Here is a 24,640-nt window from a genome sequence, read left to right as displayed (position 1 = left end):
ATTGTGGCCAACAGGGCCGGATACTGATCGCCTTCACTGGAACCGGTCACCCGGACAGCCAGCCTGAAATTCAGGAAACAGAGAGTTCTGCGGACCTGATGCAGGCCGGAAAGAGACGACACCACCAACGTTGGCACAGTTGACGAAAGGTACGGCGAAACACCGAAGTCCAAAATCAGGGAACTGCCCGCGGTTTTACCGGCGGTGCACTTCCACTCTAGCACCTTGAACGTCAACAGCCAGCGTCATCACGCGCCAACCGACGTCGGGTGTGTTGGCGGAGGTAAACGACTTGATGAAATCAACCACCTCAACGGCATCGTCCCCACCGTTGGCGAGGACCATGACTGTGGGCCCTGCGCCCGAAACGACGGCTGCGTGCCCTGCTGACCGAAGGCCCGCGATAAGGTCGGCACTGGGCCTCATCGCTTGGGCCCGGTAGCTCTGGTGCAGATAATCTTCGGTGCCGGGCAACAGCAGCGCTGGTTCTGTAGTCAGTGCATGGATCAGCAAGGCAGCACGTCCGGAGTTCATTGCCGCAGCATGGTGGCCAACTGATGCGGGAAGCAGGCCCCGGGCGGTCTCGGTGGAGAGTTCGTAATCCGGCACGGCCACAATGGGAGTGACCGACGGAGCCACTTCGGCCCGGGTGGTGCTGTACTGCTCGCTGTCCTGCCAGGAGAGCGCCAGTCCGCCGAAAATCGCGGGTGCGACGTTGTCCGGGTGGCCTTCCATTTCGCTGGTCAGCTGGAGAATCCACTGCCGGTTCTGTTGCGCTTCCTCCGGCACCATGGCGTTGGCAGCGGTAACCGCGGCAACCACCGCAGACGCAGAGGAACCCAGCCCCCGTCCGTGCGGATTGACGTTGTCGGCAATGATCCGCAGTCCGCTGTGCTGGAAGCCCAGGCGGTCCAAAGCGAGATCGATGGCCCGCACCACCAGGTGGCTGGCATCGCGTGGAAGGGTGTCGGCGCCCTCACCGGAGAGCTCGAACTCGAGCTCCCCGGTGCTGAGGGTTTCCACCGTCAAGGTGTCGTAAATGGACAGTGCAAGGCCCAGGCTGTCGTAGCCCGGACCCAAGTTGGCACTTGTACCCGGGACTTTGACGGTCAGCCGTTGGCCTGCCGCGACGAGGGCACGATCTGTCGCGGTGGGCTGTGTTGATTCCACTGTTAGCTTTCTTCCAGTCCCAGTTCTGCTGCAACGGTGACGACGTCGTTCGGCACTTTGACGGGCTGGACGTCACTGCCGTCTTCGGTCCGGAGGGCCCACTGGGGGTCCTTGAGTCCGTGTCCGGTGACGGTGATGACGATGGTTTTGCCCGAGGGAACCTGGCCGGCCGCGTGCTTCTTGATCAGCCCGGCCACACCTGCAGCGGAGCCGGGTTCGACAAAGACGCCTTCTTTGGACGACAGCCAGCGGTGCGCGTCCAGGATTTCCTCGTCGGTGACTGCTTCAATCAGTCCGCCCGATTCATCCCGCGCCGCCACAGCGGTGTCCCAGGATGCGGGATTGCCGATACGGATGGCCGTTGCGATCGTGTCCGGCTCCGTGATGGGGTGCCCGGCAACGAACGGTGCTGCGCCGGCAGCCTGGAAGCCCCACATGATGGGAGTCTTGGTGGAAACGGCCGGAAGGGTACCGTTGGCGGTCTCGAAAGGTGCCGCGTACTCCTTGTAGCCCTTCCAGTAAGCGCTGATGTTGCCTGCATTGCCAACGGGCAGGACATGGATATCCGGGGCATCACCCAATGAATCCACCACTTCGAAGGCGCCTGTCTTCTGGCCCTGGATGCGTGCGGGGTTGACCGAGTTCACCAGGAACACCGGGTAGGATTCGCCAAGCTTGCGGGCGATATCCAGGCAGTTGTCGAAGTTGCCGTCGACCTGGAGCAAGGTAGCGCCGTGGGCGATCGCCTGGCTCAACTTGCCCATGGAAATCTTGCCTTCGGGTACCAGCACTGCACACTTCAAACCTGCGGCCGTCGCGTAGGCTGCGGCGGATGCCGAGGTGTTTCCCGTCGAGGCGCAAACCACGGCCTTGGCGCCGGCCTCGACAGCTGCTGTCATGGCCATGGTCATACCGCGGTCCTTGAAGGATCCCGTGGGGTTCATGCCTTCGACCTTGAGGTAAACCTCGGATCCGGTCAGTTCGGAGAGCTTGTGGGCGTGAACGAGCGGCGTGCCGCCTTCGCCGAGGGTGATGACCTTCGTGGCTTCCGTTACAGGCAAACGATCAGCATATTCGCGGATTACTCCGCGCCATTGGTGAGCCACTTAGACCCCTTCTACCCGCAGTACGGATGTGACGGAATTGATGACGTCAAGGCCCTTGACGGCCTCGACGGTTGCTGCGAGTGCAGCTTCGGATGCACGGTGCGTCACGATTTTCAGTTCGGCGGACTCAACCTTTGACTCAGAGTCGCGGTGGATCGTTTGACGCATGATTTCGATGGAGACGCCGTTCTCCGCAAAGATGTGCGCAATTCGGGCAAGGACACCTGCCTGGTCGGCGACGTCCAGGCCGATGTAGTAGCTGGTGTTGGAGGCATCGATGGCCAGTGCAGGTACGTGGCCCGTGGTGGTTTCAGTTCGACCCGGTCCACCCAGAACCAAGCGGCGGGCGGCGGATACGAGGTCACCGAGCACAGCCGATGCCGTGGGCGTTCCCCCGGCTCCCTGGCCGTAGAACATCAGCTCGCCGGCATTTTCTGCCGCGATGAACACCGCGTTGAAAGCACCGCGAACCGCCGCGAGGGGGTGTTCACGCGGGAGCAAAGTGGGGTGCACACGCACCGAGATGCCGCTGCCGTGGTCCTCGGAGTCGATCTTTTCCGCAATCGCCAGCAACTTGATGACGAATCCGGCTTCCTTGGCCGATGCGATGTCCGAGGCACTGACTTTGGTGATGCCCTCGCAGTAGACGTCGTCCAGGGAGAAACGGGTGTGGAACGACAATGACGCGAGGATGGCAGCCTTGGCTGCGGCGTCGTGTCCTTCGACGTCCGCAGTAGGGTCGGCTTCGGCGTAGCCGAGGCGCTGGGCTTCTGCCAGGGCGTCAGCGAACTGTGCGCCCGTGCTGTCCATCTGGTCGAGGATGAAGTTGGTGGTGCCGTTGACGATGCCCAGGACCCGGGTGATCCGGTCCCCGGAGAGGCTGTCGCGGATGGGACGCAGGATGGGGATGGCTCCGGCGACGGCGGCCTCGTAGGACAACTGCACACCGGCTTTATCGGCCTCTTCGTACAGGGTGGGTCCATCCTGCGCCAGCAGGGCCTTGTTGCCGGTGACAACGCAGGCACCGTTCTGGATTGCGGTGAGGATCAATGAACGGGCCGGTTCGATGCCGCCCATGAGTTCGATGACCAGGTCCGCATCCTTGACCAGTGTGTCGGCGTCCGTCGTAAAGAGCTCGCGCGGCAGCTCGACGTCACGTGGGGAATCGACATTGCGGACTGCGATACCGGAGAGTTCAAGGCGGGCACCGCTGCGGGCGGCCAGTGCTTCGGCGTCGTCAATCAGAATCCGCGCGACCTGGGCCCCAACGTTGCCACAGCCCAGCAGGGCCACTTTCAAGGTTCGCACTTCAGACATTCGCCACTCCCATGTCGCGGTTCAAGAGATCTTCTTCGGTTTCCCCGCGGACAATGAGCCTGGCGGCTCCGTCGCGTACAGCGACAACGCCAGGCCGGGCCAGGTAGTTGTAGTTGCTGGAGAGGGCCCAGCAGTAGGCGCCGGTACCCGGTACTGCGAGCAAATCACCGGCTGCCACGTCCGCGGGCAGATATACATCTCTAACAACTATGTCGCCGCTCTCGCAATGTTTGCCCACTACTCGGGACAGCTGCGGAGCGGCATCCGAAGCGCGCGAAGCCAAAATTGCCGAATAATCCGCGTCGTACAGCACCGGACGGGCGTTGTCGCTCATCCCTCCGTCCACCGACACATAGCGGCGCGGATACGTAACGTTCTCTTGTCCTGCTTCCTCCCCGGGGGCGTCAACGCGGACAGTCTTGAGGGTACCGACTTCGTAGAGGGTGAACGTCGTGCTGCCGACGATCGCGCGGCCCGGCTCGATGGAGATGCGCGGCGCGGTGATGCCCAGTTCGTCGCAGGTGGAACGCACGACGGCGGCCATCGCCTGCGCGACTTCGGCCGGTGGGCGCGGGGTGTCCACCGGGGTGTAGGCGATACCGTAGCCGCCGCCGAGATCCAGTTCGGGAAGGACGATGGAGTACTTGCTCTGCATGGCGGCGAGGAACCGCAGAAGCTTCTCCCCCGCCACGGCGAAGCCGTCGGGCTCGAAAATCTGCGAGCCGATGTGGCAGTGCAGGCCCAGTAGTTCGATGCTGGCATAGGACGTCGCCGCTGCCACTGCCTCCTCTGCAGCGGACAGACCGGCTTCCTCGGTGGAATCTTCAGCCATTGAGAGGCCAAACTTCTGGTCCTCGTGGGCCGTTGCGATGAACTCGTGTGTGTGGGCATGGACACCAGGAGTCAGGCGGAGCATCACCTTGGCAATTTCACCCCTGCCCGAGGCAATCTTGGCGACCCGCTCGAGTTCATCGAGGCTGTCCACCACGATCCTGCCTACCTGCATGTCCAAGGCACGATTGATCTCGGCGTCCGACTTGTTGTTTCCGTGCAGGCCCAGGTTGGGCCCTGCAATGCCGGCGCGGGCGGCGACAGCAAGTTCGCCTCCGGAACAGGTGTCGAGTCGGAGACCTTCTTCTGCCACCCAGCTCGCGACGGCTGTGCACAGGAACGATTTGCCGGCGTAGTACACGTCCACTCCCCCGCAGATGTCCGCGAAGGCGGCATCGAAGGAGTCCTTGAAGTCCCGGGCACGGGAACGGAAATCGGACTCGCTCATGACAAAGAGCGGAGTGCCGAACTGCTCCTTGAGCTCGCTGACGGCAATGCCGTCAATGGTGAGAACACCGGCGTCGTTCTTTTCCACCCCGGCAGCCCACATGGGTGACTGCAGGGCGTTGAGGTCCTCCGGAAGGGCCAACCATTCCGGCGCAAGAGGAGAGGCGTGACTGGCTTCTGTGGTCATTTCCTACATCCGTTCCGGCGCCGAAACGCCGAGCAGTTCGAGTCCATTGGCAAGTACCTGGCTGGTGGCATCATTCAGCCACAAACGTGTCCGGTTCACGTCCTGGACAGGCTCGTCACCTTGGGGCGAAACGCGGCAGGCGTCATACCAGCGGTGGTAGGCACCGGCGATGACCTCCAGGTGGCGTGCCACGCGGTGCGGCTCTCGCAGTTCCGCAGCCTTGGCCACGATGGACGGGTAACTGCCCAAATAGGAGAGCAGCTCATTTTCGGTGGCGTGGTCAAGGAGCGCTGCGTCGAAGACCGAGCGGTCCACTCCTGCCTCGGCTGCGTTGCGGGCCGTTCCGCGGGACCTGGCGTGCGCATACTGCACGTAGAACACCGGGTTCTCGTTGCTGTTCTTCTTGAGCAGTTCAGGATCCAGCGTCAACGGTGAGTCGGCGGGGAAGCGGGCCAGGGAGTAGCGCACCGCGTCCTTGCCGAGCCAGGAAATGAGGTCCTTCAGCTCGATGATGTTGCCTGCACGCTTGGACAGCTTGGCGCCGTTGACAGACACCAGCTGACCAATGAGGACCTCTATATTGACCTCCGGGTCATCGCCGGCACACGCCGCGATGGCCTTGAGGCGGTTGATGTATCCGTGGTGGTCGGCACCGAGCAAATAAATCTTCTCGGTAAATCCACGGTCCTTTTTGGAGAGGTAATAGGCCGCGTCCGCCGCGAAGTAGGTCGGTTCACCGTTGGCACGGATCATGACGCGGTCTTTGTCGTCGCCGAAGTCGGTGGTGCGCAGCCAGACAGCGCCGCCGTCGTCGAAGACGTGTCCTTGCTCGCGAAGACGGGCAACAGCGGATTCAATCGCGCCGGCGTCATGAAGTTCCTTCTCCGAGAAGAAGACGTCAAACTCAACGCCGAAGTCGGCCAGGGTGGCTTTGATGTCTGCCATCTGGGCCTCGTAGGCGGCAGCGCGGATGACCGGAAGGGCAGCCTCGTCGGTGAGCTCCCGGATGTCCGGGTGCGCCTTCAGGACTTCGTCGCCAAGTTCGCGGATGTATTCGCCCGGGTAGCCGCCTTCCGGAACATCCCTGCCGTGAAGGCGGGAGAGCACGGAGTTTGCAAAGACGTTCATTTGCGAGCCGGCGTCGTTGATGTAGTACTCGGCCGTGACGTCCGCGCCGGAGGCACGCAGGACGCGGGCGATGGCGTCGCCAAGTGCCGCCCAGCGGGTGTGGCCGATGTGGAGGGGCCCTGTGGGGTTTGCGGAGACGAATTCCATGTTGACCACGCGGCCTGCGAGCGCCTGGTTGGTGCCATACGCGGCGCCGGCCTCGACGATTGTTTTGGCCAGAGTGCCAGCGGTAGCGGCGTCCACGGTGATGTTCAGGAAGCCCGGTCCTGCGATTTCCACACCGGTTACGCCGGGGATGTCCTGAAGATGGGTGCTCAGGATGCCTGCGAATTCACGCGGATTCATCCCGGCCTGCTTGGACAGCTGCAGGGCAATGTTGGTGGCCCAATCCCCGTGGTCCCGGTTTTTTGGTCGCTCTACGCGCACGGCGTCGGGCACGGCAGATTCCGTCAAGGCGATTTCGCCAGTGGAGACAGCGTCCTTAAGGCAGGCGGATATGGCAGCAGAGAGTTCTTCGGGAGTCACGGATCTAGCCTACCGGTGGCCCGCAAAGACGCGGAATTCGAGGACCCGTATGTGGATAATTTGAGCACAGCAGGTACACAGGAACGGCTGGCCGCCACCACAGACTGAACCATTACGCTGATTTCAACGTTGTGAAGAACATGGGCACAGGCCGGATCCCTGATCAAGGGGTCATCCATGTCCCTGATGTACAAGCCCCAGACCACCTACTTCCAGTTGAACTTGTCCAGTTGAAACGAGCAGAACCATGACTACGCCACTTCGCAAGAGCATCTTCGTCGGCATCGCCGGCCTCTCCATCGCCGGAACCGCGGCAGGATGCGCGCCCAGTGCCCAGGCGCCCAACACCCAGGCACCTGCCACGCAGGCCCCCGCTACCCAGGAAGGCGGCCAGGCATCAACCAGCAGCCCGTCGTCCTCGACTCAGTCCTCTGCCCCCATCGCCTCCGCTGGATCCAGTACTTACAAGGACGGTACCTACAGTGCTGACGGAACCTACACCTCCCCCAATGGGCAGGAGACGGTGGGCGTTGAACTGACGCTTGCCGCCGACAAGGTCTCTGCGGTGAACATCACAGTGCATCCTTCCAACCCCAACACCAAGAAGTTCCAAGGCGAGTTTGCCAGTGGGATCGCGTCACAGATTGTCGGGAAGAACGTGGACGAGCTCAACGTCTCCAAAGTGGCCGGTTCCTCCCTGACGTCGGGAGGGTTCAACGACGCCCTCCAGCAGATCAAATCCCAGGCGAAGTAGACATCATGGCCCACCCGGGCTGGAGCATCTTCAGCTTCGAGGGGATCGGTACGGGGTGGGACATTTCGACCCCTGAACCACTCGCTCCCGCACTCACGAAAACGGTGCTCGATACCGTCGAGGCCTATGACCGGACGTGGTCGCGGTTCAGGTCCGATTCCTTGGTGTCGGGCCTCTCCCGCAGCCCCGGCAGCATCACGCTCCCGGAGCACGCGGCCGAACTCCAGGAGCTGTATTCGGTCCTGTACCGCCTGAGCCAGGGGGCAATGACCCCGCTCATCGGCAGCAGCCTCGAAAGGCTGGGCTACGACGCCGCTTACTCCCTCAGCCCTTCGGGAGTGCCCCAAGCACCTGCCCGTTGGGAGGATGTCCTTGAATGGACCGGCACGGCGATGACTGCGAAGGAACCCCTGGTGCTGGATATCGGAGCGGCCGGGAAGGGCCAGCTGGTGGACCTTTTGGGTGGATTGCTCCATGAGGCAGGACACAGTGACTTCCTGGTGGATGGCAGCGGCGACATGCTGCACTCGGGGAGCCATCCTGTGACGGTGGCCTTTGAACATCCCTACGATCCCAAACAGGCCATTGGGACTGTGGAGTTGGACAACGCCGCCTTGTGCGCCTCGGCGTCCAACCGCCGGGTATGGGATGACGGCCTCCACCACGTCCTGGATGGGACCACCGGCAAGCCCATCCACACCACGGTGGCAACCTGGACCATGGCCGCCGGCGCGCTGGAGGCCGACGGCCTGGCCACGGCCTTGTTCATGATGGAACCTGCGTTGCTTGAGCAGGAGTTCGAATTCTCGTGGCTCCGCGTCTCCTCTGCGGGTGCTGCCACGTATTCGGGCGGCTTTGAGGGGAGACTGTTCACATGATTGCCGCGAAGTCCCGTATCGACACCTGGCTGGGCCGCTTCACCATGTACCGCCTGATCCTGTGGGTCCTGGGTGTGCTGGTGGTGTACAGCATGGTCCTCAACGTCCTGGGCTGGTTGACGTTCGGCCTGCCCGAGATGCTGGTGCATCTGGTCCTCTGCCTAGGCGTCACCTATGGGTCGAACCGTTTGCTCGCCGCCATCTTCAAGGTGAAGCCGCACACCGAATCCTCGCTCATCACGGCACTGCTGCTGTATTTCCTGTTTTGGCCGGCTTTCGGGCTTACGGACATGGCCGGCGTGGCGCTGGCTTGCATTCTTGCGAGCGCCTCCAAATACGCGCTGGCCTTCCGTGGCAGACATATTTTCAATCCGGCAGCCGCAGGGGCATTCATCACAGGTTTGACCGGGCTGAACATCGCCACCTGGTGGGCTGCGACTCCAGGGATGCTGTGGTTGCTCGTCCCGGGAGTGTTGCTGGTCCTCTACCGCACCCGCAAGTTGCTGATGGCCACCGTTTTCCTCGTGGTCGCAACCAGCATCATTACCCTGGAGCTGCTGAGCCGGAGCATGACCCTGGGGCAGGCTTTGTGGCAAACCTTGGCCCAACGTCCCCTGTTGTTCTTTGTCGGATTCATGTTGTCTGAGCCGCTTACGCTTCCTCCCCGCCGTTGGCAGCAACTGGCGCTTGCCGCCGTCGTTGGTTGTGTTTTCGCGGTTCCCTACAACTTTGGCTTCGTGGCAAACTCACCGGAGCTGGCGTTGCTTTTGGGAAACCTCATCGCTTTCTTCCTGGGACAGCGTGGCGGCGTGGAGCTGACCTTCAAGGGGTCGCGGGCCCTGACGCCCTTGAGCACGGAATTCAGTTTCGAGCCAACGCGGCCGGTTCGTTTCGCTGCGGGCCAGTTCATGGAACTGAACCTGCCGCACTCAGGCTCCGATGGAAAGGGCCGACGCCGGATTTTCAGCATCACCAGCCCTCCGGGAGCTGCCGAAGTGACGTTTGGGGTGGGCACGGCGGAGCCGTTATCGACGGCCAAGAAGGCACTGCTCGCCCTTCGGCCAGGTGACACTGTTTCCGCCACCGCCGTGGGCGGCGATTTCCTTTTGCCGCACGACGCCGGCAAACCGGTTTTGTTGATAGCCGCAGGGATCGGCATCACGCCGTTCCTGTCGCAGCTGGCGGCCGACGGCACCTCACGGGACACGGTTGTCCTGTACCTGGCCAAAAGCCGTAACGACCTGGCCTGGCTGGACCAGCTTGAGGCCTCGGGAGCAACGGTGATTGCCCGGCTTGCCGATGGTTCCACTCCCCCGGAGTTCATGCTCGACGCCGGGACGGCCAGAATCGATGCAGCCCGGCTCAAGCAACTGGTTCCGGACATCGCGGACAGGGAGGTGTTTGTCTCCGGTTCCCCGGCAAGTGTCGATTCCCTGAGGTCTGCGGCGCGCGGCGCAGGGGCCCGGCGGGTCCATGTGGACTCTTTCGCGGGCTACTGAGGCATTTGCACGGTACGGGAGCGGCCGTTTTCCTTTGCGGCGTCACGGCTGCTAAGCTCTAGGACGTCCCACCGGCAACGGAGGGATACCCTGGATGCCCTCGTAGCTCAGGGGATAGAGCGTCTGCCTCCGGAGCAGAAGGCCGTAGGTTCGAATCCTATCGAGGGCACATCGAAAACCCCGCCAGTTCAACTGGCGGGGTTTTCTCTTTGCCGGCTACGGACTATCACTTTTGGGCTTGCCGGGGCCACGCCGCAAAATTGTCTGCCCCGGCTCCTAGGCTGATTGCAGTTGGTCTTTCCGATAGCAAAAGGGGTTTGCCGTGATGTGTTCCATCGTCCCGCCGTACATGCTTCGCAGGATTGCCGCCCAGGACGAACCCCGCCTCCGGGCGGTCGCGCGTGCTGCCAAGGAGTCCCTCCTGCAGATCAAGGGCCTGCAGGCCATCCGCACGGCCACGATCCCCGCAGCGCCACCAAGTGCCCGCCAGGCCAAGCCCGGGCCTCCCAAACGGACCATCTTCGACGCCGGATCGTTGGAGGATCTTCCCGGACGGTTGGTTCGCAAGGAGGGGGCGGCACCCGTGGGTGATGATGCCGCCGATGAAGCCTACGACGGCCTCGGCGGAACGCACCGCTTGTATGGCGAGATTTTCGGCCGCGATTCAATTGACGACGCCGGGCTGCCGCTGGATGCGACTGTCCACTACGGAAAGCTCTACGACAACGCCTTTTGGAACGGCAGCCAAATGGTCTTCGGAGACGGGGACGGACAGATCTTCCAGCGATTCACCAAATCCATCAGCGTCATTGGGCATGAACTGGCCCACGGTGTCACCCAGTACACAGCCAACCTTGCCTACCGGAACCAAGCCGGAGCCCTGAATGAGTCAATGTCGGATGTATTTGGTGTGCTGGTGGAGCAGTACACCAAACAGCAATCCGTGGAGCAGGCCAGCTGGTTGATCGGACAGGGCTTGTTCACTGACCAGGTACAGGGTGAAGCGCTGCGGTCCATGAAGGCTCCGGGCACTGCCTACGATGACGATGTCCTGGGCAAGGATCCGCAGCCGGATTCCATGGACAGCTATGTCCGGACCAGCGCCGACAACGGCGGCGTCCACATCAACTCCGGCATTCCCAACAGGGCTTTCTATGTGGTGGCCGCTGAGCTTGGAGGCCATGCTTGGGAGGCTGCCGGGCAGATTTGGTACGGGACTTTGACCAGTGGGGCGCTCCCCGCCACGTGCACTTTCGGCAAGTTCGCCAGGACTACGCTGGCAACGGCTGAGGAACTTTTCGGGAGCGGCTCACCGGAGCATGACGCCGTCCGGAAGGCGTGGGACACTGTGAAGGTCAAGGTTTAGTCGCGCGGCGGGACCTGTAGCCGGTCCGCCTGCGTACTGGCACAGCAGGGGTAGGACGAGAAGCAGCGGCTCATGAAAATCACGGTCCAACGCAGTGGGGGTATCGCCGCGATGACGCGTGTTTGGAGCGTGGACGCGGTGTCCCCCGATGACAAGGAGCGGTGGCTTCCCATCGTCGAGGCCTGCCCTTGGGATGAAGCCAAGAGCCAAGCCCGGGCCGTCAATGAGCCGGACCGCTTCATGTACTCCATCAGGGCCGGCCAGCGTCGCGCCACGCTCCCGGACCGTGCTGTCACCGGACCGTGGCAGGAATTGATCGAGTGCGCCAAGGCCGAAGGCTCCGAGTCCAGGGGCACCTTGGGCCGACGGCGCTAAGCCGGCGGACAGGCGCCAAGCCCGGAACACAAGCCTGGAACCAAGCCCGGAACACAGACCCGCGGCCCAGCCCATTGGCCGGACCTAGATGGCCTCGGCCAGTTGCCCCCGAAACGCCCTCCGGTAGCTTTGCGGACTGGTATCGAGCACTTTCGCAAAGTGGTGCCTGAGCAGGACCGAGTGCCCGAACCCGGCTTCACGGGCGATTTCGTCAATGTTGAGTTCGGTGGTTTCCAACAGCTCCTGTGCCCGCAGCACCCGCTGGGAGTTCAACCACGCCGCCGGAGTTGTGCCGGTTTCGGCCCGGAACCGCCGGGCAAAGGTGCGTGGTGACATGTGGAGGCGGGCGGCCAATTCGTTCACGCTGTGTTCTTCGTCCAGATGTTCCACCATCCACCGGAGCAAAGCCTCCATGGGCGCCGATCCGCAGCTCGGCATGGGCCGGTCAATGAACTGGGCCTGGCCGCCATCCCGATGCGGCGGCACAACCATGTCGCGGGCAATCGCAGCCGCTACGTTGGCGCCGAGCTCCACACGGACCAGGTGCAGGCAGGCGTCAATCCCTGCCGCGGTGCCAGCGCTGGTGATGATGGTCCCGTCCTGGACGTAAAGGACGTTCTCATCAACAATGACGGAGGGGTACCGGCCGGCGAGGTCCTGGGAGTAGTGCCAGTGCGTGGTGCAACGCCGCCCATCCAGCAACCCTGCGCGGGCCAGCGCATAGGCTCCTGAACAAATGGACATCACCCAGGCTCCCCTGGCGTGCGCCGCGCGCAGGGCTTCCAGGACGGACTCAGGGACATCCTTGTCCCTGCCAAACGGAGCCATGATCACCAGATCGGCATCCGCCGCAGCTTCGAGTCCGAGGTCCACGTGGAGGGAGGGCCCTGACTTCATGCGGACGTCTCCGGGCTCCGGTGTGACCACACGGAAGTCGAAGGCCGGAACACCGGAGCCGCGGTCGGATCTGTCGATGCCGAAGACCTCGAAAGCCGTGCCGAACTCGAACACGGAGAAGTCCGGAACCACAATCACTGCCACTGATTTCAACATATCTCCAGTGTGGCAGAAAATTGTCCATATGGGGCATTTCTGCCACTGTTTCTTGAGCCCACCGGGGAGCAGTCTGGAGACATGGAAATCTTCGGAATCATCCTTTTCATCGTCCTCATCACCGCCGTCGCAGCTACTGTCTCAGCACTCCTGAAGGATGGCCGCGGCCACAACCCGCCCGTCACCTCAAAAGAACCTTGGTCCGCTTTTGAGGCGCCCAGCGGCCCGTACTGGAATCCCCGTATCTACTAGGTCCTACCGGCCTGATGCACGATCAGCACAACCCATCCATCCGGCGCCTGCCGCTTCAAGGATCACTGCAGGGATCCTTGCATCGGTGGGCGTCCTTGTGTGTCGCCGGCCCTCCGCCTGGACTGCTGATGGGTTAGATTCACTTGCATGATTCAAACCTCCGCCCGGCTGCTGCAGTTGCTGTCGCTGCTGCAGGTCCGCCGGGAATGGACGGGACCGGATCTCGCCGATCGCATGGGAGTGACCGAGCGGACCGTGCGCCGGGACATCCACAAACTGCGGAACCTGGGGTATCCCATCCACGCTTCCCCCGGCATCGCCGGCGGCTACCAGCTGGGCGCGGGCGCGCAATTGCCCCCACTGCTCCTTGACGACAACGAAGCCCTTGCCGTGGCCCTGGGCCTGAACTCCGTGGCTGCAGGCCCTGTTGCCGGGATCGGCGAAGCCTCCGTCCGCGCCCTGGCCAAAGTGGAGCAGGTCCTCCCCTCCCGGCTCCGGCCCAGGTTCGCGATGCTCAAAGAAGCGGTCACCTCGCTTCCCAGCAACGCTGCAAGCGTTGATCCCCAGCAACTGACCGTGGTCTCAGCGGCAATTTCGGATCGCCGGCAAATTACGTTTGACTACGTCACTTCCGACGGCGACGCCTCACGACGATTGGTCGAACCCTACCGGCTGGTGGATACCGGTCGCCGGTGGTATCTGGTTGCCTGGGATGTGGAGCGCGGGGATTGGCGCACGTTCAGGGCGGACAGATTCGCTTCCCTGCCGAGCGAACGCAGGAAGTACACGCCCCGGCCCTTGCCGGCGGAGGACCTGGCAGCATATGTGCAGCAATCCATCACGCGCTCGCCCTACAGGTTCGACGTCGTGGTGCGGCTCCGCGCGCCGCTTGGCGAGGCATCCGCCGTCGTCAGTTCCCAGTACGCGACGCTGACCGCTGACGGGCCGGCAGCGACCATCCTTCGATCCGGATGGGATAACCTCGCCGCACCGGCAGCCTACCTGGCGGCGTTGGACCTGGACTTCGAAATTCTTGAACCCGAGGAATTCCGCTCCTTCGCCCGGCACCTCTCCCGCCGGCTCGATGCCGCCGCCGGTCCGGCCACAGTAGACTGGCAGCAGCCATGACACTTCATATTTCCTATCCCGCAGAGCTGCCCGTATCCGAGCGCCGCGAGGATCTGATGGCGGCCATCGCCGCGAACCAGGTAACCATCATCGCCGGCGAGACCGGTTCCGGTAAGACCACACAGATTCCCAAGATGTGCCTCGAGCTGGGCCTTGGCGACAAAGGACTGATCGGGCACACCCAGCCGCGCCGCCTGGCAGCCCGGACGGTGGCCGAACGCATTGCCTCCGAGCTCGACGTCGAAATCGGCCAAGAGGTTGGTTTCCAGGTCCGGTTCACCGGCGAGGTCAGCGCCGCCACCAAGATCAAGCTCATGACGGACGGCATCCTGCTCGCAGAGATCCAGCGGGACAAACTGCTCCGGAAATACAGCACGATCATCATCGACGAGGCCCATGAACGCAGCCTCAACATCGACTTCATCCTCGGCTACCTCAAGCGGATCCTCCCGCAGCGCCCCGACCTGAAGATCATCATCACCTCGGCCACGATCGATCCCGAGCGCTTCGCCAAGCACTTCGGCAGCGATGACGGGCCTGCCCCCATCATCGAGGTTTCCGGCCGTACCTACCCGGTGGAGATCCGCTACCGGCCGCTGTCGCAGCCCGTCGATGCCGATGATGAGGGCTCCGACGACGAACTCGAGGAGGACCGCGATCCCCTCGATGCCGTCTGCGACGCCGTGGACGAGCTCGCCAAGGAAGCCCCGGGAGATATCCTCATCTTCTTCTCCGGCGAGCGCGAAATCCGTGACGCCGCAGAGGCCATCAACGGCCGCATCCAAAGCAACCGGCGCCTGGCCGGCACTGAAGTCCTTCCCCTCTTTGCCCGCTTGAGCCTCCAGGAGCAGCACCGCGTCTTCAACCCCGGAGGCAAGCGCCGCATCATCCTGGCGACCAACGTGGCAGAGACCTCGCTTACGGTTCCCGGCATCAAGTACGTCATCGACACCGGCACCGCGCGCATCTCCCGGTATTCGCACCGGACCAAAGTCCAGCGGCTTCCCATTGAGCGGGTGTCACAGGCCTCGGCCAACCAGCGTTCGGGGCGTTGCGGCCGCGTGTCCGAAGGCATCGCGATCCGCTTGTACTCGGAAGAGGACTTCGAGTCACGCCCGCAGTTCACTGATCCGGAAATCCTGCGGACCAACCTGGCCGCGGTGATCCTGCAAATGACCGCGATGGGGGTGGCCCGCGGACCCAAGGACGTGGAGAACTTCCCGTTCGTGGAACCTCCGGAGACCAGGGCCATCAACGACGGCGTGACGCTGCTGCGCGAACTCGGCGCCTTGAGCGCGCAGAAGTCCCCTGACGCCCGCGGCAACGGCCGTAGCGGCGGTGGACTGACCGCCGTCGGACAGAAACTCGCCCAACTTCCCGTCGATCCCCGGCTTGGCAGGATGATCGTGGAGGCCGGCAAGCGGGGCTGCGTCCGGGAGGTCATGATCCTCGCCGCGGCCCTGACCATCCAGGATCCCAGGGAAAGGCCGACCGACAAGCAGCAGTTGGCAGCGGAGAAGCATGCACGCTTCCGTGACGAGATCTCCGATTTCACGGGTTACCTCAACCTCTGGAACTACCTCCAGGAAAAGCAGCGCGAGCTCTCCTCCACGCAGTTCCGCAGACTGTGCCGCAACGAATTCATCAATTACCTGCGCGTGCGGGAGTGGCAAGACCTGTTCACGCAGCTCCGCCAACTGGCCAAGCCCTTGGGCATCAGCCTCGACAACAAGCGCGAAGCGGACCCCGTAGGAAATTACGAGGGCGTCCACATCAGTTTGCTGTCCGGCCTGCTCAGCCACATTGGACTGCTGGACGAGCGCAAGCGCGAATACGCGGGTGCCCGCGGAAGCCGGTTTGCGATCTTCCCTGGTTCGGCGTTGTTCAAGAAGTCGCCCACGTACGTCATGGCCGCGGAATTGGTGGAGACCAGCAGGCTTTGGGCTCGTGTTGCCGCGAAGTTCGATCCCCTGTGGGCCGAGCAAGTCGCCCCTGAGCTGGTGAAGCGCAGCTACAGTGAACCTCACTGGTCATCACGCCAGGGCGCAGTGCTTGCCCATGAAAAAGTCACGCTGTACGGCGTTCCCATCATTCCGAACCGTCGGGTGAACTACGGCCGCATCGATCCCGAGCTCTCGCGTGAGCTGTTCATCCGCCATGCCTTGGTGGAGGGTGAGTGGAGGACACACCATAAGTTCTTCCATCGCAACCGGGCCTTGCTGCAGGAGATAGAGGAACTCGAAACGCGCATGCGCCGACGGGACATCCTGGTGGACGACCAGACCCTGTTCGAGTTTTACGATGCCCGCGTCGGCAAGGATGTGGTCTCCGAAAGGCATTTCGACAAGTGGTGGAAGGACGCGCGCCAGTCCGATCCTCATCTGTTGGACTTCGACCAGTCGTTGCTGATGAGCGAAGACGCCGAAGCCCTGGACGACTCCGCCTATCCGAAGACCTGGGTTCACAAGGGCTTTGAGCTGCCCCTGAGCTATGAGTTCCACCCCGTGGCGCCGGGTTCTGCTCCGAATCCTTCCGATGGGGTGACTGCAGAGGTTCCGGTGCTTTTCCTGAACCAACTGGACGACGCCCCCTTCCGCTGGCAGATTCCGGGCCAGCGGGTGGACCTTGTCACTGCCCTGATCAAGTCGCTGCCCAAGCAGATCCGGAAGAACTTTGTGCCCGCGCCGGACGTCGCCAGGCAAGCCACCGAAGCACTGGAAGCCGGCTTCGATCCCGAGGTCGACGAGCTGGAGCCCTCCCTGGAGCTGGTGCTGCGCCGGCTTCGCGGGCACATCATTCCGCCTGGCTCGTGGAACTGGGAGGCAGTGCCGCCCCACTTGCGTGTCAGTTTCCAAGTGGTGGACAGCAAAGGCAAGGTCCTGGACGAGGGCAAGGACCTGGCCCAATTGCAGGAAAAACTTGCCCCGGCCACCCGCCGCGCCATCGCCGAGTCGCTGGGAGCTACGCCCGCGACGACGTCCCGCGCCTCGCGGGGGAACGGTGTGGTCGCGCCGGGCGGCCAATCGACGCCGACCTCCGGCAACTCCGCGTCGGTGGAGGGCGGTGTGGCAGAACGCACCGGAATCACGGAGTGGGATTTCGGCACCGTGGACCGCCAGGTCAGCCGGAGCATCAAGGGCCACTCAGTCACCGGATTCCCGGCTGTGATCGACGAGGGCAAGTCCGTGGCATTGCGGGTATTCCAGACCAAGGCCGAACAGGAAGCCGCCATGCGCGGTGGCGTCATCCGGTTGTTGGCCTTGCGGATCCCATCCCCGGACCGCTACGTGCTGGAACACCTGAGCAACACCGAAAAACTGACCTTCAGCCAGAATCCTCACGGGTCGGTCAGCGCCCTCATTGCTGACTGCGCCTTGGCTGCGATCGACAAGCTGGTTCCGCAGGAACTGCCCTGGGACCGCGAGTCCTTCGATGCGCTCTACGAAGTAGTCAGGGCAGAACTGATCGACACCGTCTTCACGGTGACCGCCGTCGTCGAACGTATTTTGGCCAGTACCCGCCGCATCCAGAAGGCGCTCAAGTCCAACGCGAGCCTGCCGCTGATCAGTGCCCTCAACGACATGAAGAGCCAACTCGAGCAGCTGGTCTTCCCGGGTTTTGTGGCACAAACGGGCTACGCCCAGCTCAGCCAGTTGCCGCGATACCTGCAGGCCATGGAGAAGCGCTTGGAGAAGCTGCCGGGCAATGTGCAGCGGGACAGCCTCAACATGGGCGTCGTCCAGGCCTTGGAGGACGACTATGACGACGCCGTGTCCGCGCTGCTCCCCGGACGTCGCGCAGGCGCTGAGTTAACCCGGGTGCGCTGGATGATCGAGGAGCTGCGTGTCAGTCTCTTCGCAGTGGAGCTCGGTACGGCCTACTCCGTGTCGGAGAAGCGGATACGCACGGCACTGAACCAGGCGCTCGCCCCCGCGTAGCGAGCCAGGGCCGCAGACAAAAAACCCGGCGGTGCCTTTACAGCACCGCCGGGTTAACTGGGAGGGAAATCAGTCCTCCGGGACGGCCTCGCCGTGTCCGGCCGCCCGCAACGCCGCACGCAGCTTCACAGCAGTCGCATCCATCACGGCCGGGTCCGGGTTGTGGTCGACATTGTGGATCTCAAAATCCGCGGTGGAATAGGCGGGCCACACATGCACGTGGAGGTGGTCAACCTCGAAGCCTTCCATCAGGACACCCACGCGCTTGGCCGAGAACAACTTTTCCTGGACCTTGCCGATGCTTTGGGCGACATCCATGACTTTGGCCAGAAGCTCCGGGGTAGCGTGTGTCCAGGAGTCGACCTCCTCGCGCGGGACCACCAAGGTATGGCCTTGGGTGATCGGGGCGATGGTCAGGAACGCCACTACTTCTGCGTCCTTCCACACGAAGCGGCCCGGAATCTCCCCGTTGATGATCCTCGTGAACAAGGTACTCATGCGTCTGCCCTTTCAGCTGGTTCCTGAAGTGTTGCGGTGTCCAGCACAAAACGGTACTTCACGTCGCCGGCCACCATGCGGTCGTAGGCCTCATTGAGCTGTTCCGCCCCAACGATTTCGATGTCACTTGCAACCCCGTGCTCGGCACAGAAGTCCAGCATTTCCTGCGTCTCCTCGATCCCGCCAATCAACGAGCCTGCGTAGGCGAGGCGGCGGCGGATGAGCAGGCCCGGGCTGACCGGAGGCATGTCCTCGGCGGGAAGGCCAAGCTGGAACAGCGCCCCATCGAGGCGGAGCGTGCGGAAGTAGGGGTTGAGGTCGTGGGGGGCCGCGACGGTATCGATGATGACGTCGATGCTGCGGTTGGCGGCTTCCATCGCGTCGGCATCCTTGGAGAGCACCACGTGGTCCGCTCCGAGTTCACGGGCGGCATCGAATTTGGACTCGGAAGTAGTGAAGACCGTGACCTCGGCCCCCATGGCCTTGGCGATCTTGACGGCCATGTGCCCCAGCCCACCCAATCCGACCACCCCTACGGAGTCGCCCTCTTCGACGTCGAAGTACCTCAACGGTGAATAGGTGGTGATGCCTGCGCACAGGAGTGGTGCTGCTGCTGCCGGGTCCAGCGATTCGGGTACCCGCAGCACGAAGCGCTTGTCCACCACTACCGACGTCGAATAGCCGCCCTGGGTGATGGCATCGGCATGGCGGGGATCGGCAGCGCCGTAGGTACCGACGTTGCCACGCTCGCAATACTGCTCCAGGCCTTCGAGGCAGCTGTCGCATTCGCGGCACGAGTCAACCATGCATCCGACCCCCACGCGGTCGCCCACGGAGAAGTCCTCCACCGCGGTTCCCACACGGGTTACGTGGCCAACAATCTCGTGACCGGGCACCAGCGGATACGGGGGTACCCGCCATTCTCCGCGGGTCGCGTGGACATCCGAGTGGCACAAGCCGCAGAATTCGATGGCGATCTCCACGTCGTCATCACCGGGCTCGCGGCGCGCCACTGTCAACGGCACCAGGCCGCTGTCCGGCGAGGTGGCACCATACGCCGCCGCCAGCACTCCGGCGGGAGCTTCGGTGGTGTCCAAAGTGATGGTCTTCGCGAGGGGTGGGGGCACGGGGCGTCCAGGATTCATGCTTCGACGCTACTCCCGTCGGCAGGGCTCATGCCACTTGGGCCTACCGCAGCGTCTTCGAACGGCGCATCACCCACAGCGACGTCGTTCGCTGCGTTGTTCGACCACTGCGAAAAGGAACCCGGGAACAACGCAGCGTTGAAACCGGCAATCTCAAGTGCTGCGATTTCATGGGCGGCCGTTACCCCTGACCCGCAGTAGACGGCAACGTTGGAGTTGTCATCCAGGCCCAGGAATTCAAAACGGTGTCGTAACTCCTCAGCCGGGAGGAAGGTACCGTCCGAAGCTACGTTCCCAGTTGTCGGGGCGCTCAGTGCACCAGGGATGTGGCCGGCCCTGGGATCGATGGGTTCGACCTCACCCCTGTACCGCTCCCCTGCCCGGGCATCCAACAGGATTCCCTGGCGGCTCCAGTGCGAGGCTTCCTGCTCGGTGATGGACGGCATGCGGCCATCCCCCAGGGATACGTTGCCGACGACGGCGGTCACCTCGCCTGCCTCCAGCCGGTAGCCGGCGGCACGCCAGGCGGCCAGGCCGCCGTCGAGCAGGTAAACGGCTTTTGCCCCCGCGTTGCGAAGCATCCACCAGGCGCGCGCTGCGGCCATGCTGCCGCTGTCGTCGTACGCGACGATCGTGTCGCCGTCGTTGATGCCCCACCGGCGCGCAGCTTCCTGGAACCGTTCCGGGGAGGGCAGCGGGTGGCGCCCCCGTCCTGGCACGGCGTGGTCCGCAAGCTCCGTTGGCAGGTCAACGAACACTGCACCGGGCAGGTGGGCCGCGAGGTAGTTCCCGTGCCCGTCATTGCGGCCAAGGACCCACCGGACGTCCAGGAGAACGATCCTCTCCCCTGCGTCGAGGCGTTGGTGCAGTTCCGGGACAGTCATCAGGGTGGCCATGCGTTCTCCTTCGTCAGGGGGCTGGTGCCGGTGCTGCCGGAACCACGTTTCCAGCCTAGGCTTGTCCGGTGAGCAATTCGTGTATTCAGGACAGGACCTGGGCCAACGAGGCCATCCGCACCATCGAGGCCGAAAACAACCGTTCGGCGGACACGCACCTTTACGCGGTCCCGCTGCCGACGCATTGGGACGTGCAGCTGTACCTGAAGGACGAGTCCACGCACCGCTCAGGCAGCCTGAAACACCGCCTGGCGAGGTCCTTGTTCCTGTACGGCCTGGTGAACGGATGGATCACCGAGGGAACCACGATCGTGGAAGCCTCCAGCGGCAGCACCGCTGTCTCGGAAGCCTATTTCGCGCGGCTGATCGGATTGCCGTTCATCGCTGTCATGACCAAGACCACCAGCCCCGAGAAGATTGCCCTCATCGAGGACTTTGGCGGCTCATGCTTGCTGGTGGACCATGCCTCGGAGGTTTACGCCGTCGCCGAGGAAACCGCCCGGACCTGCGGCGGACACTACATGGACCAGTTCACCTACGCTGAGCGGGCCACGGACTGGCGCGGGAACAACAACATCGCCGAATCGATCTTTGAACAGCTCGCCCTTGAAGAGCACCCAGTGCCGGATTGGATCGTGGTGGGCGCCGGGACCGGTGGAACCAGCGCGACCATTGGCCGCTACCTTCGTTATCACCGATACGCCACCCGCCTGACGGTGGTTGATCCGGAAAACTCCGCCTTCTACCCGGCGTGGCGGGACGGCACGGCCGCAACCGCTACGGGGCTCCCCTCACGTATCGAGGGCATCGGCCGCCCCCGCTCGGAGCCAAGCTTCGTGCCGGCCGTGATCGACCACATGGTCCAGGTGCCCGACGCCGCGTCGGTTGCGGCCATGCGCCACCTCCGCAAAATCACAGGCCTCCACGCCGGGCCGTCGACAGGCACCAATTTGTGGGGTGTCTGGCAACTGGTGGCGCAGATGGTGGCAGAGGGCCGCAAGGGCAGCATCGTTTCGCTCATGTGCGACGCCGGTGACCGTTACGAGGGCAGCTATTACGACGCCGGTTGGCTGGCTGCCCATGGCCTGGACCCTGTCCCGCACGAGCAAGTCCTGGAGCGCTTTCATGACACCGGAATGTGGACCGGCTAAACCTCCACCGAATCGCGCGGGGCCAGCTTGCTGTAGCTCGTACCGTAGCGGGCACCGATCCTTGTCACGTGGCCTTCCACGATTCCGCGGCCCAGGTCATTGAGCAGTCCGTCATGGACCGGAAAGGCCCTGGGCGCGCGAACGGAGATGACGAAGTCCACTACCTCCCCCACCTTGGACCATGGCGCATTAATGGGCACCAGGAGCGTCTTGACGCTGATCCCATCCGGCACGACAAACGAGTCCCCGGGATGGAATACGTTCCCATCCACCAGGTAGCCGATGTTCGCCACGACGGGAATCTGCGGGTGGATCACAGCGTGCTGTCCCCCGAAAGTCCGGATGCCAAAACCCGCCACGTCAAAAGTTGAGCCGGGATCAACAGAGTGGACGCGCGCGGCCACGTCACTGTCTTCTTTCAGCGCGGCGGCCACACCTGCCGGTGCGTACACTTCCAGTGCACTGTTGCTTCGCAGGGCAGCCAACACTACGGGCCGGTCGATGTGGTCATTGTGCTCGTGGGTGACAAGCACCGCGCTGGCTCCCTCCAGGGCCTCCTCCGATTCGGAGAAGGTACCGGGATCGATGACCAGGACCTTTCCATCCTTCTCCAACCGGACACAGGCATGGGTGTACTTGGTGAGCTTCATGGGGACAGCCTATGGGCCGCCCGTGACAGTGTCCAAGCATCGCCAACTGGTAAAATCGAAGTTTGCCAGCATCCCCACGGAAGTGAGCCTTTCCATGCCACACGGCACCAATTCCGCCGCGACCGACCCGAGCAGGCCGGCTGCTCCGGCCACCGGCGGAGCCAAGGAGCAGCGCGTCACCAAGCAGCGCCTGGCCGTCAGCGCCGCCTTGGACGAATTGGACGACTTCGTCAGCACCCAGGAGTTGTATCGCCTGATGCAGAACAAGGGCATCTCGGTGTCCTTGGCCACCAGCTACCGCATTCTGCAGTCCCTGGCCGACGACGGCCTCATTGACGTCCTCCGCAACGGCGAGGGCGAAGCCGTCTACCGGCGTTGCGCCGTCACCGGGCACCACCACCACCTGCTGTGCCGCAACTGCGGCAAGGCCGTGGAAGTCGAAGCACCCGCCGTCGAGACCTGGGCCGCCCGCACTGCCTCGGAGCATGGCTTCACGGAAGTGGCCCACACGGTGGAAATCTTTGGCTTGTGCCCCGAGTGCACTGCCAAGAAGGCCGCAGGAAAGCTCTAAAGCGCCCGGGCAGGCTGGTCCCGCGTCACGCGGCCGTTCAAGCCACGGTTCACCCGCATCCGGCCAATGATCCGGCACACCACGTAGATCAGGAACGACAACGTTGTGACGTAGGGGCTGATCGGGATGCGGCTGCCGAGGGCGAGAAGGATGCCCCCCACCGTCGAGGTCAGGGCGAAGCCAACACTCAAAAGGACCACCAGTTTGGGCGAGGTCGTCACCCGCAAGGCTGCTGCCGCCGGCGTGATCAGCAAAGCCAGCACCAACAGCGCACCAACGATCTGGATGGACAAGGCCACACTGACGCCCAGAAGCACCATGAAACCGATCGCCAAGCCACGCACGGGAACGCCGCGGGCTTCTGCCATCTCCGGATCCACGCTGGCGAAGCTGAGGGGGCGCCAGATGGCGATCAACGCAATCATCACCACTACGGCGGTTCCGGCCAGGGCCTGCAACTGGACGGTGTCCACGGAGACAATCTGGCCGGTCAACAGCCCGAATTTGTTGGCTGCACGGCCTTCGTAGAGCGCCAGGAAGAGAATCCCCAGGCCCAGCCCGAAGGGCATGATGACGCCGATGATCGAGTTCTTGTCCCGCGCCCGCACTCCCATGAAGCCCAGCAGGACCGCTGCCGCCACCGAACCGATCAGGGAGCCGAGGATGATATCGGCACCGATCAGCAGCGCAAAGGCCGCTCCGGCAAAGGACAGTTCGGAGATCCCGTGGACCGCGAAGGCCAGGTCACGCTTCATCACGAACGTGCCCACCAGGCCGCCGAGCAATCCAAGGACAGCGCCGGCCCAGAGCGAATTCTGGACGAGGACCAGCAATTCGCCGTAGTTCTCGAAGTTGAAGATGGTCTGCAGGATCTCGGCCAGGTCCACTTAGAGCTCCTCCCCGGCGGTCGCGTGGGCATCGTCATGGAAGTGCGTGGTGGCATCCGGAAGACCGACGACGACGATCCTTCCGTTGGTGTGGATGACCTCCACATGGCTGTTGTACAGTTCGGACAAAACTTCCGTGGTCATGACTTCCTGCGGGGTTCCCACCCGGAACTGGCCACCGGCCAGGTACAGCACGCGGTCCACATACTCGATGACTGGATTGATCTCGTGCGTTACGAAGACCACGGCGCTGTTCCGTTCGTGGCATTGTTTGTTGATCAGGGAGCTGACGCCCTGTTGGTGGTGAAGATCCAGGGACAGCAACGGCTCGTCGCAGAGCAGGACCTGGGGTTCGGTGGCCAGTGCCTGGGCCACCCTTAGCCGTTGCTGTTCGCCTCCGGAAAGCTGGCCAACCGGTACCTTGGCGTAGTCCGAGGCTCCTACCAGTTCGAGCAGTTCGTCGATGCGCTGATTGATTTTTCCGGACGCGAGCCGCATCCCCCAGCGGTGGCCGTCCATACCCAAGCCCACCAAATCGCGTGCACGCAAGGGGGTGTCCGGTGCGAAGGACTTCTGCTGGGGAATGTAACCGATCTGCTTGCTGCCGCGTTCCACCGGATGCCCCGCCAGGGAGACCGTTCCCGCGTGAAGTTCCTGCAACCCCAGGAGGACCTTCAGGAAGCTGGTCTTGCCGCTGCCGTTCGGCCCCAGGACGGCAAAGAACTCGCCCGGGTTGATGTCGAGGTCAAGGTCCTTCCAGAGTGTCCTCTTGCCGAACTGCAGACTGGCTCCGCGGAGGCTCACTACGGGTGTCAAAAGTTGTCCTCTATCCGTACGTTGCTGGAACGTAGTTTGTTCAATACCGGCCCGGGGCATCCGGCGTGGTTG

Annotated in this window: 22 protein-coding genes and 1 tRNA gene; 11 read left to right on the top strand and 12 right to left on the bottom strand. The window is 63.2% G+C overall.

The window, feature by feature from the left end:
- Positions 1–195: 195 nt before the first annotated feature.
- From thrB to argS, 5 genes are read right to left on the bottom strand one after another with little or no spacing between them, the layout of a single operon-like run.
- A complete protein-coding gene (thrB, locus tag PQ627_RS06925) occupies positions 196–1,170 on the bottom strand; it encodes a homoserine kinase (protein WP_144659857.1) in 975 nt (324 codons plus the stop codon).
- A gap of 2 nt (positions 1,171–1,172) precedes the next feature.
- Positions 1,173–2,276, bottom strand: a complete 1,104-nt coding sequence (thrC, locus tag PQ627_RS06920) for a threonine synthase (protein WP_144659856.1) — start codon at positions 2,274–2,276, stop codon at positions 1,173–1,175.
- Positions 2,277–3,593 carry a homoserine dehydrogenase gene (locus tag PQ627_RS06915; protein ID WP_274259494.1) on the bottom strand — a complete coding sequence of 439 codons (1,317 nt, stop codon included), beginning with the start codon at positions 3,591–3,593 and terminating at the stop codon, positions 2,277–2,279.
- Positions 3,586–5,058 carry a diaminopimelate decarboxylase gene (gene lysA, locus PQ627_RS06910; RefSeq protein ID WP_274259493.1) on the bottom strand — a complete coding sequence of 491 codons (1,473 nt, stop codon included), beginning with the start codon at positions 5,056–5,058 and terminating at the stop codon, positions 3,586–3,588. Before lysA ends, PQ627_RS06915 begins: the two co-directional genes overlap by 8 nt.
- Before the next feature lie 3 nt (positions 5,059–5,061).
- Positions 5,062–6,711 (bottom strand): arginine--tRNA ligase, encoded by a 1,650-nt coding sequence (gene argS, locus PQ627_RS06905; protein ID WP_274259492.1) that lies wholly within the window; start codon positions 6,709–6,711, stop codon positions 5,062–5,064.
- 247 nt (positions 6,712–6,958) lie between these two features.
- Here argS and PQ627_RS06900 point away from each other — a divergent pair, with 247 nt between their 5' ends.
- The 6 genes from PQ627_RS06900 to PQ627_RS06875 all read left to right on the top strand — a co-directional run bounded on the left by PQ627_RS06900 (position 6,959) and on the right by PQ627_RS06875 (position 11,583).
- On the top strand, positions 6,959–7,465 hold the full coding sequence (locus tag PQ627_RS06900) for an FMN-binding protein (RefSeq protein WP_262275370.1): 507 nt from the start codon (positions 6,959–6,961) through the stop codon (positions 7,463–7,465).
- A gap of 5 nt (positions 7,466–7,470) precedes the next feature.
- On the top strand, positions 7,471–8,343 hold the full coding sequence (locus PQ627_RS06895) for an FAD:protein FMN transferase (RefSeq protein WP_274259490.1): 873 nt from the start codon (positions 7,471–7,473) through the stop codon (positions 8,341–8,343).
- Positions 8,340–9,842, top strand: a complete 1,503-nt coding sequence (locus PQ627_RS06890) for an FAD-dependent oxidoreductase (RefSeq protein WP_274259489.1) — start codon at positions 8,340–8,342, stop codon at positions 9,840–9,842. Before PQ627_RS06895 ends, PQ627_RS06890 begins: the two co-directional genes overlap by 4 nt.
- A 96-nt stretch (positions 9,843–9,938) precedes the next feature.
- A tRNA-Arg gene (locus tag PQ627_RS06885) sits at positions 9,939–10,011 on the top strand.
- Positions 10,012–10,167: 156 nt separating this feature from the next.
- Positions 10,168–11,208: a M4 family metallopeptidase gene (locus PQ627_RS06880; protein WP_274259757.1), complete on the top strand. Its 1,041-nt coding sequence runs from the start codon at positions 10,168–10,170 to the stop codon at positions 11,206–11,208.
- A 72-nt stretch (positions 11,209–11,280) separates the two neighbouring features.
- Positions 11,281–11,583 carry a protealysin inhibitor emfourin gene (locus PQ627_RS06875; protein WP_144659849.1) on the top strand — a complete coding sequence of 101 codons (303 nt, stop codon included), beginning with the start codon at positions 11,281–11,283 and terminating at the stop codon, positions 11,581–11,583.
- An 84-nt stretch (positions 11,584–11,667) separates the two neighbouring features.
- On the opposite strand, the gene PQ627_RS06870 is transcribed toward PQ627_RS06875, so the two are convergent.
- On the bottom strand, positions 11,668–12,636 hold the full coding sequence (locus tag PQ627_RS06870) for a GlxA family transcriptional regulator (RefSeq protein WP_274259488.1): 969 nt from the start codon (positions 12,634–12,636) through the stop codon (positions 11,668–11,670).
- 81 nt (positions 12,637–12,717) lie between these two features.
- Between PQ627_RS06870 and PQ627_RS06865 the strand changes: the two genes are divergently transcribed.
- From PQ627_RS06865 to hrpA, 3 genes are all read left to right on the top strand, one after another.
- Positions 12,718–12,888: a hypothetical protein gene (locus PQ627_RS06865; protein WP_186313526.1), complete on the top strand. Its 171-nt coding sequence runs from the start codon at positions 12,718–12,720 to the stop codon at positions 12,886–12,888.
- A gap of 147 nt (positions 12,889–13,035) precedes the next feature.
- Positions 13,036–14,016, top strand: coding sequence for a helix-turn-helix transcriptional regulator (locus PQ627_RS06860; protein WP_144659847.1), 981 nt, complete (start codon positions 13,036–13,038; stop codon positions 14,014–14,016).
- A complete protein-coding gene (gene hrpA, locus PQ627_RS06855) occupies positions 14,013–17,954 on the top strand; it encodes an ATP-dependent RNA helicase HrpA (RefSeq protein ID WP_274259487.1) in 3,942 nt (1,313 codons plus the stop codon). Before PQ627_RS06860 ends, hrpA begins: the two co-directional genes overlap by 4 nt.
- 69 nt (positions 17,955–18,023) lie before the next feature.
- Here hrpA and PQ627_RS06850 read toward each other — a convergent pair whose 3' ends face one another.
- Genes PQ627_RS06850 through PQ627_RS06840 form a run of 3 tightly spaced genes read right to left on the bottom strand, consistent with a single transcriptional unit; the run spans position 18,024 to position 20,493 of the window.
- On the bottom strand, positions 18,024–18,452 hold the full coding sequence (locus tag PQ627_RS06850; RefSeq protein WP_274259486.1) for an HIT family protein: 429 nt from the start codon (positions 18,450–18,452) through the stop codon (positions 18,024–18,026).
- Positions 18,449–19,597, bottom strand: coding sequence for an NAD(P)-dependent alcohol dehydrogenase (locus PQ627_RS06845; RefSeq protein ID WP_144659844.1), 1,149 nt, complete (start codon positions 19,595–19,597; stop codon positions 18,449–18,451). Before PQ627_RS06845 ends, PQ627_RS06850 begins: the two co-directional genes overlap by 4 nt.
- The gene (locus PQ627_RS06840; RefSeq protein ID WP_274259485.1) at positions 19,594–20,493 is read right to left on the bottom strand and encodes a sulfurtransferase; all 900 of its coding nucleotides are present in this window, start codon (positions 20,491–20,493) and stop codon (positions 19,594–19,596) included. The genes PQ627_RS06845 and PQ627_RS06840 overlap by 4 nt, the downstream gene beginning before the upstream one ends.
- A gap of 68 nt (positions 20,494–20,561) precedes the next feature.
- Here PQ627_RS06840 and PQ627_RS06835 point away from each other — a divergent pair, with 68 nt between their 5' ends.
- Complete coding sequence (locus PQ627_RS06835; RefSeq protein WP_274259484.1) at positions 20,562–21,644, top strand: PLP-dependent cysteine synthase family protein; 1,083 nt, start codon at positions 20,562–20,564, stop codon at positions 21,642–21,644.
- Here the strand turns inward: PQ627_RS06835 and PQ627_RS06830 are convergent.
- Positions 21,641–22,294, bottom strand: a complete 654-nt coding sequence (locus PQ627_RS06830; RefSeq protein ID WP_274259483.1) for an MBL fold metallo-hydrolase — start codon at positions 22,292–22,294, stop codon at positions 21,641–21,643. The two genes, PQ627_RS06835 and PQ627_RS06830, sit on opposite strands and share 4 nt — an antisense overlap.
- Positions 22,295–22,388: 94 nt before the next feature.
- Between PQ627_RS06830 and PQ627_RS06825 the strand changes: the two genes are divergently transcribed.
- Positions 22,389–22,865, top strand: a complete 477-nt coding sequence (locus tag PQ627_RS06825; protein ID WP_144660014.1) for a Fur family transcriptional regulator — start codon at positions 22,389–22,391, stop codon at positions 22,863–22,865.
- On the opposite strand, the gene PQ627_RS06820 is transcribed toward PQ627_RS06825, so the two are convergent.
- Positions 22,862–23,752: a metal ABC transporter permease gene (locus tag PQ627_RS06820; protein ID WP_274259482.1), complete on the bottom strand. Its 891-nt coding sequence runs from the start codon at positions 23,750–23,752 to the stop codon at positions 22,862–22,864. The genes PQ627_RS06825 and PQ627_RS06820 overlap by 4 nt on opposite strands.
- Entirely contained in the window at positions 23,753–24,568 is an 816-nt protein-coding gene (locus PQ627_RS06815) for a metal ABC transporter ATP-binding protein (protein ID WP_186313525.1), read from the bottom strand.
- Positions 24,569–24,640: the final 72 nt, after the last annotated feature.

This window comes from Paenarthrobacter sp. AB444 (assembly GCF_028736865.1).
Lineage (GTDB): Bacteria > Actinomycetota > Actinomycetes > Actinomycetales > Micrococcaceae > Arthrobacter > Arthrobacter nicotinovorans_B.
This window is presented reverse-complemented; position numbering and strand designations above follow the sequence as displayed.

Coding starts and splice junctions, on each gene's coding strand:
- PQ627_RS06830 (WP_274259483.1), bottom strand. CDS start 22,294: ATGAAGCTCACCAAGTACACCCATGCCTGTGTCCGGTTGGAGAAGGAT.
- PQ627_RS06825 (WP_144660014.1), top strand. CDS start 22,389: ATGCCACACGGCACCAATTCCGCCGCGACCGACCCGAGCAGGCCGGCT.
- PQ627_RS06840 (WP_274259485.1), bottom strand. CDS start 20,493: ATGGCCACCCTGATGACTGTCCCGGAACTGCACCAACGCCTCGACGCA.
- PQ627_RS06860 (WP_144659847.1), top strand. CDS start 13,036: ATGATTCAAACCTCCGCCCGGCTGCTGCAGTTGCTGTCGCTGCTGCAG.
- PQ627_RS06875 (WP_144659849.1), top strand. CDS start 11,281: ATGAAAATCACGGTCCAACGCAGTGGGGGTATCGCCGCGATGACGCGT.
- PQ627_RS06850 (WP_274259486.1), bottom strand. CDS start 18,452: ATGAGTACCTTGTTCACGAGGATCATCAACGGGGAGATTCCGGGCCGC.
- PQ627_RS06900 (WP_262275370.1), top strand. CDS start 6,959: ATGACTACGCCACTTCGCAAGAGCATCTTCGTCGGCATCGCCGGCCTC.
- PQ627_RS06890 (WP_274259489.1), top strand. CDS start 8,340: ATGATTGCCGCGAAGTCCCGTATCGACACCTGGCTGGGCCGCTTCACC.
- lysA (WP_274259493.1), bottom strand. CDS start 5,058: ATGACCACAGAAGCCAGTCACGCCTCTCCTCTTGCGCCGGAATGGTTG.
- PQ627_RS06845 (WP_144659844.1), bottom strand. CDS start 19,597: ATGAATCCTGGACGCCCCGTGCCCCCACCCCTCGCGAAGACCATCACT.
- PQ627_RS06915 (WP_274259494.1), bottom strand. CDS start 3,593: ATGTCTGAAGTGCGAACCTTGAAAGTGGCCCTGCTGGGCTGTGGCAAC.
- PQ627_RS06870 (WP_274259488.1), bottom strand. CDS start 12,636: ATGTTGAAATCAGTGGCAGTGATTGTGGTTCCGGACTTCTCCGTGTTC.
- PQ627_RS06865 (WP_186313526.1), top strand. CDS start 12,718: ATGGAAATCTTCGGAATCATCCTTTTCATCGTCCTCATCACCGCCGTC.
- PQ627_RS06895 (WP_274259490.1), top strand. CDS start 7,471: ATGGCCCACCCGGGCTGGAGCATCTTCAGCTTCGAGGGGATCGGTACG.
- hrpA (WP_274259487.1), top strand. CDS start 14,013: ATGACACTTCATATTTCCTATCCCGCAGAGCTGCCCGTATCCGAGCGC.
- PQ627_RS06880 (WP_274259757.1), top strand. CDS start 10,168: ATGTGTTCCATCGTCCCGCCGTACATGCTTCGCAGGATTGCCGCCCAG.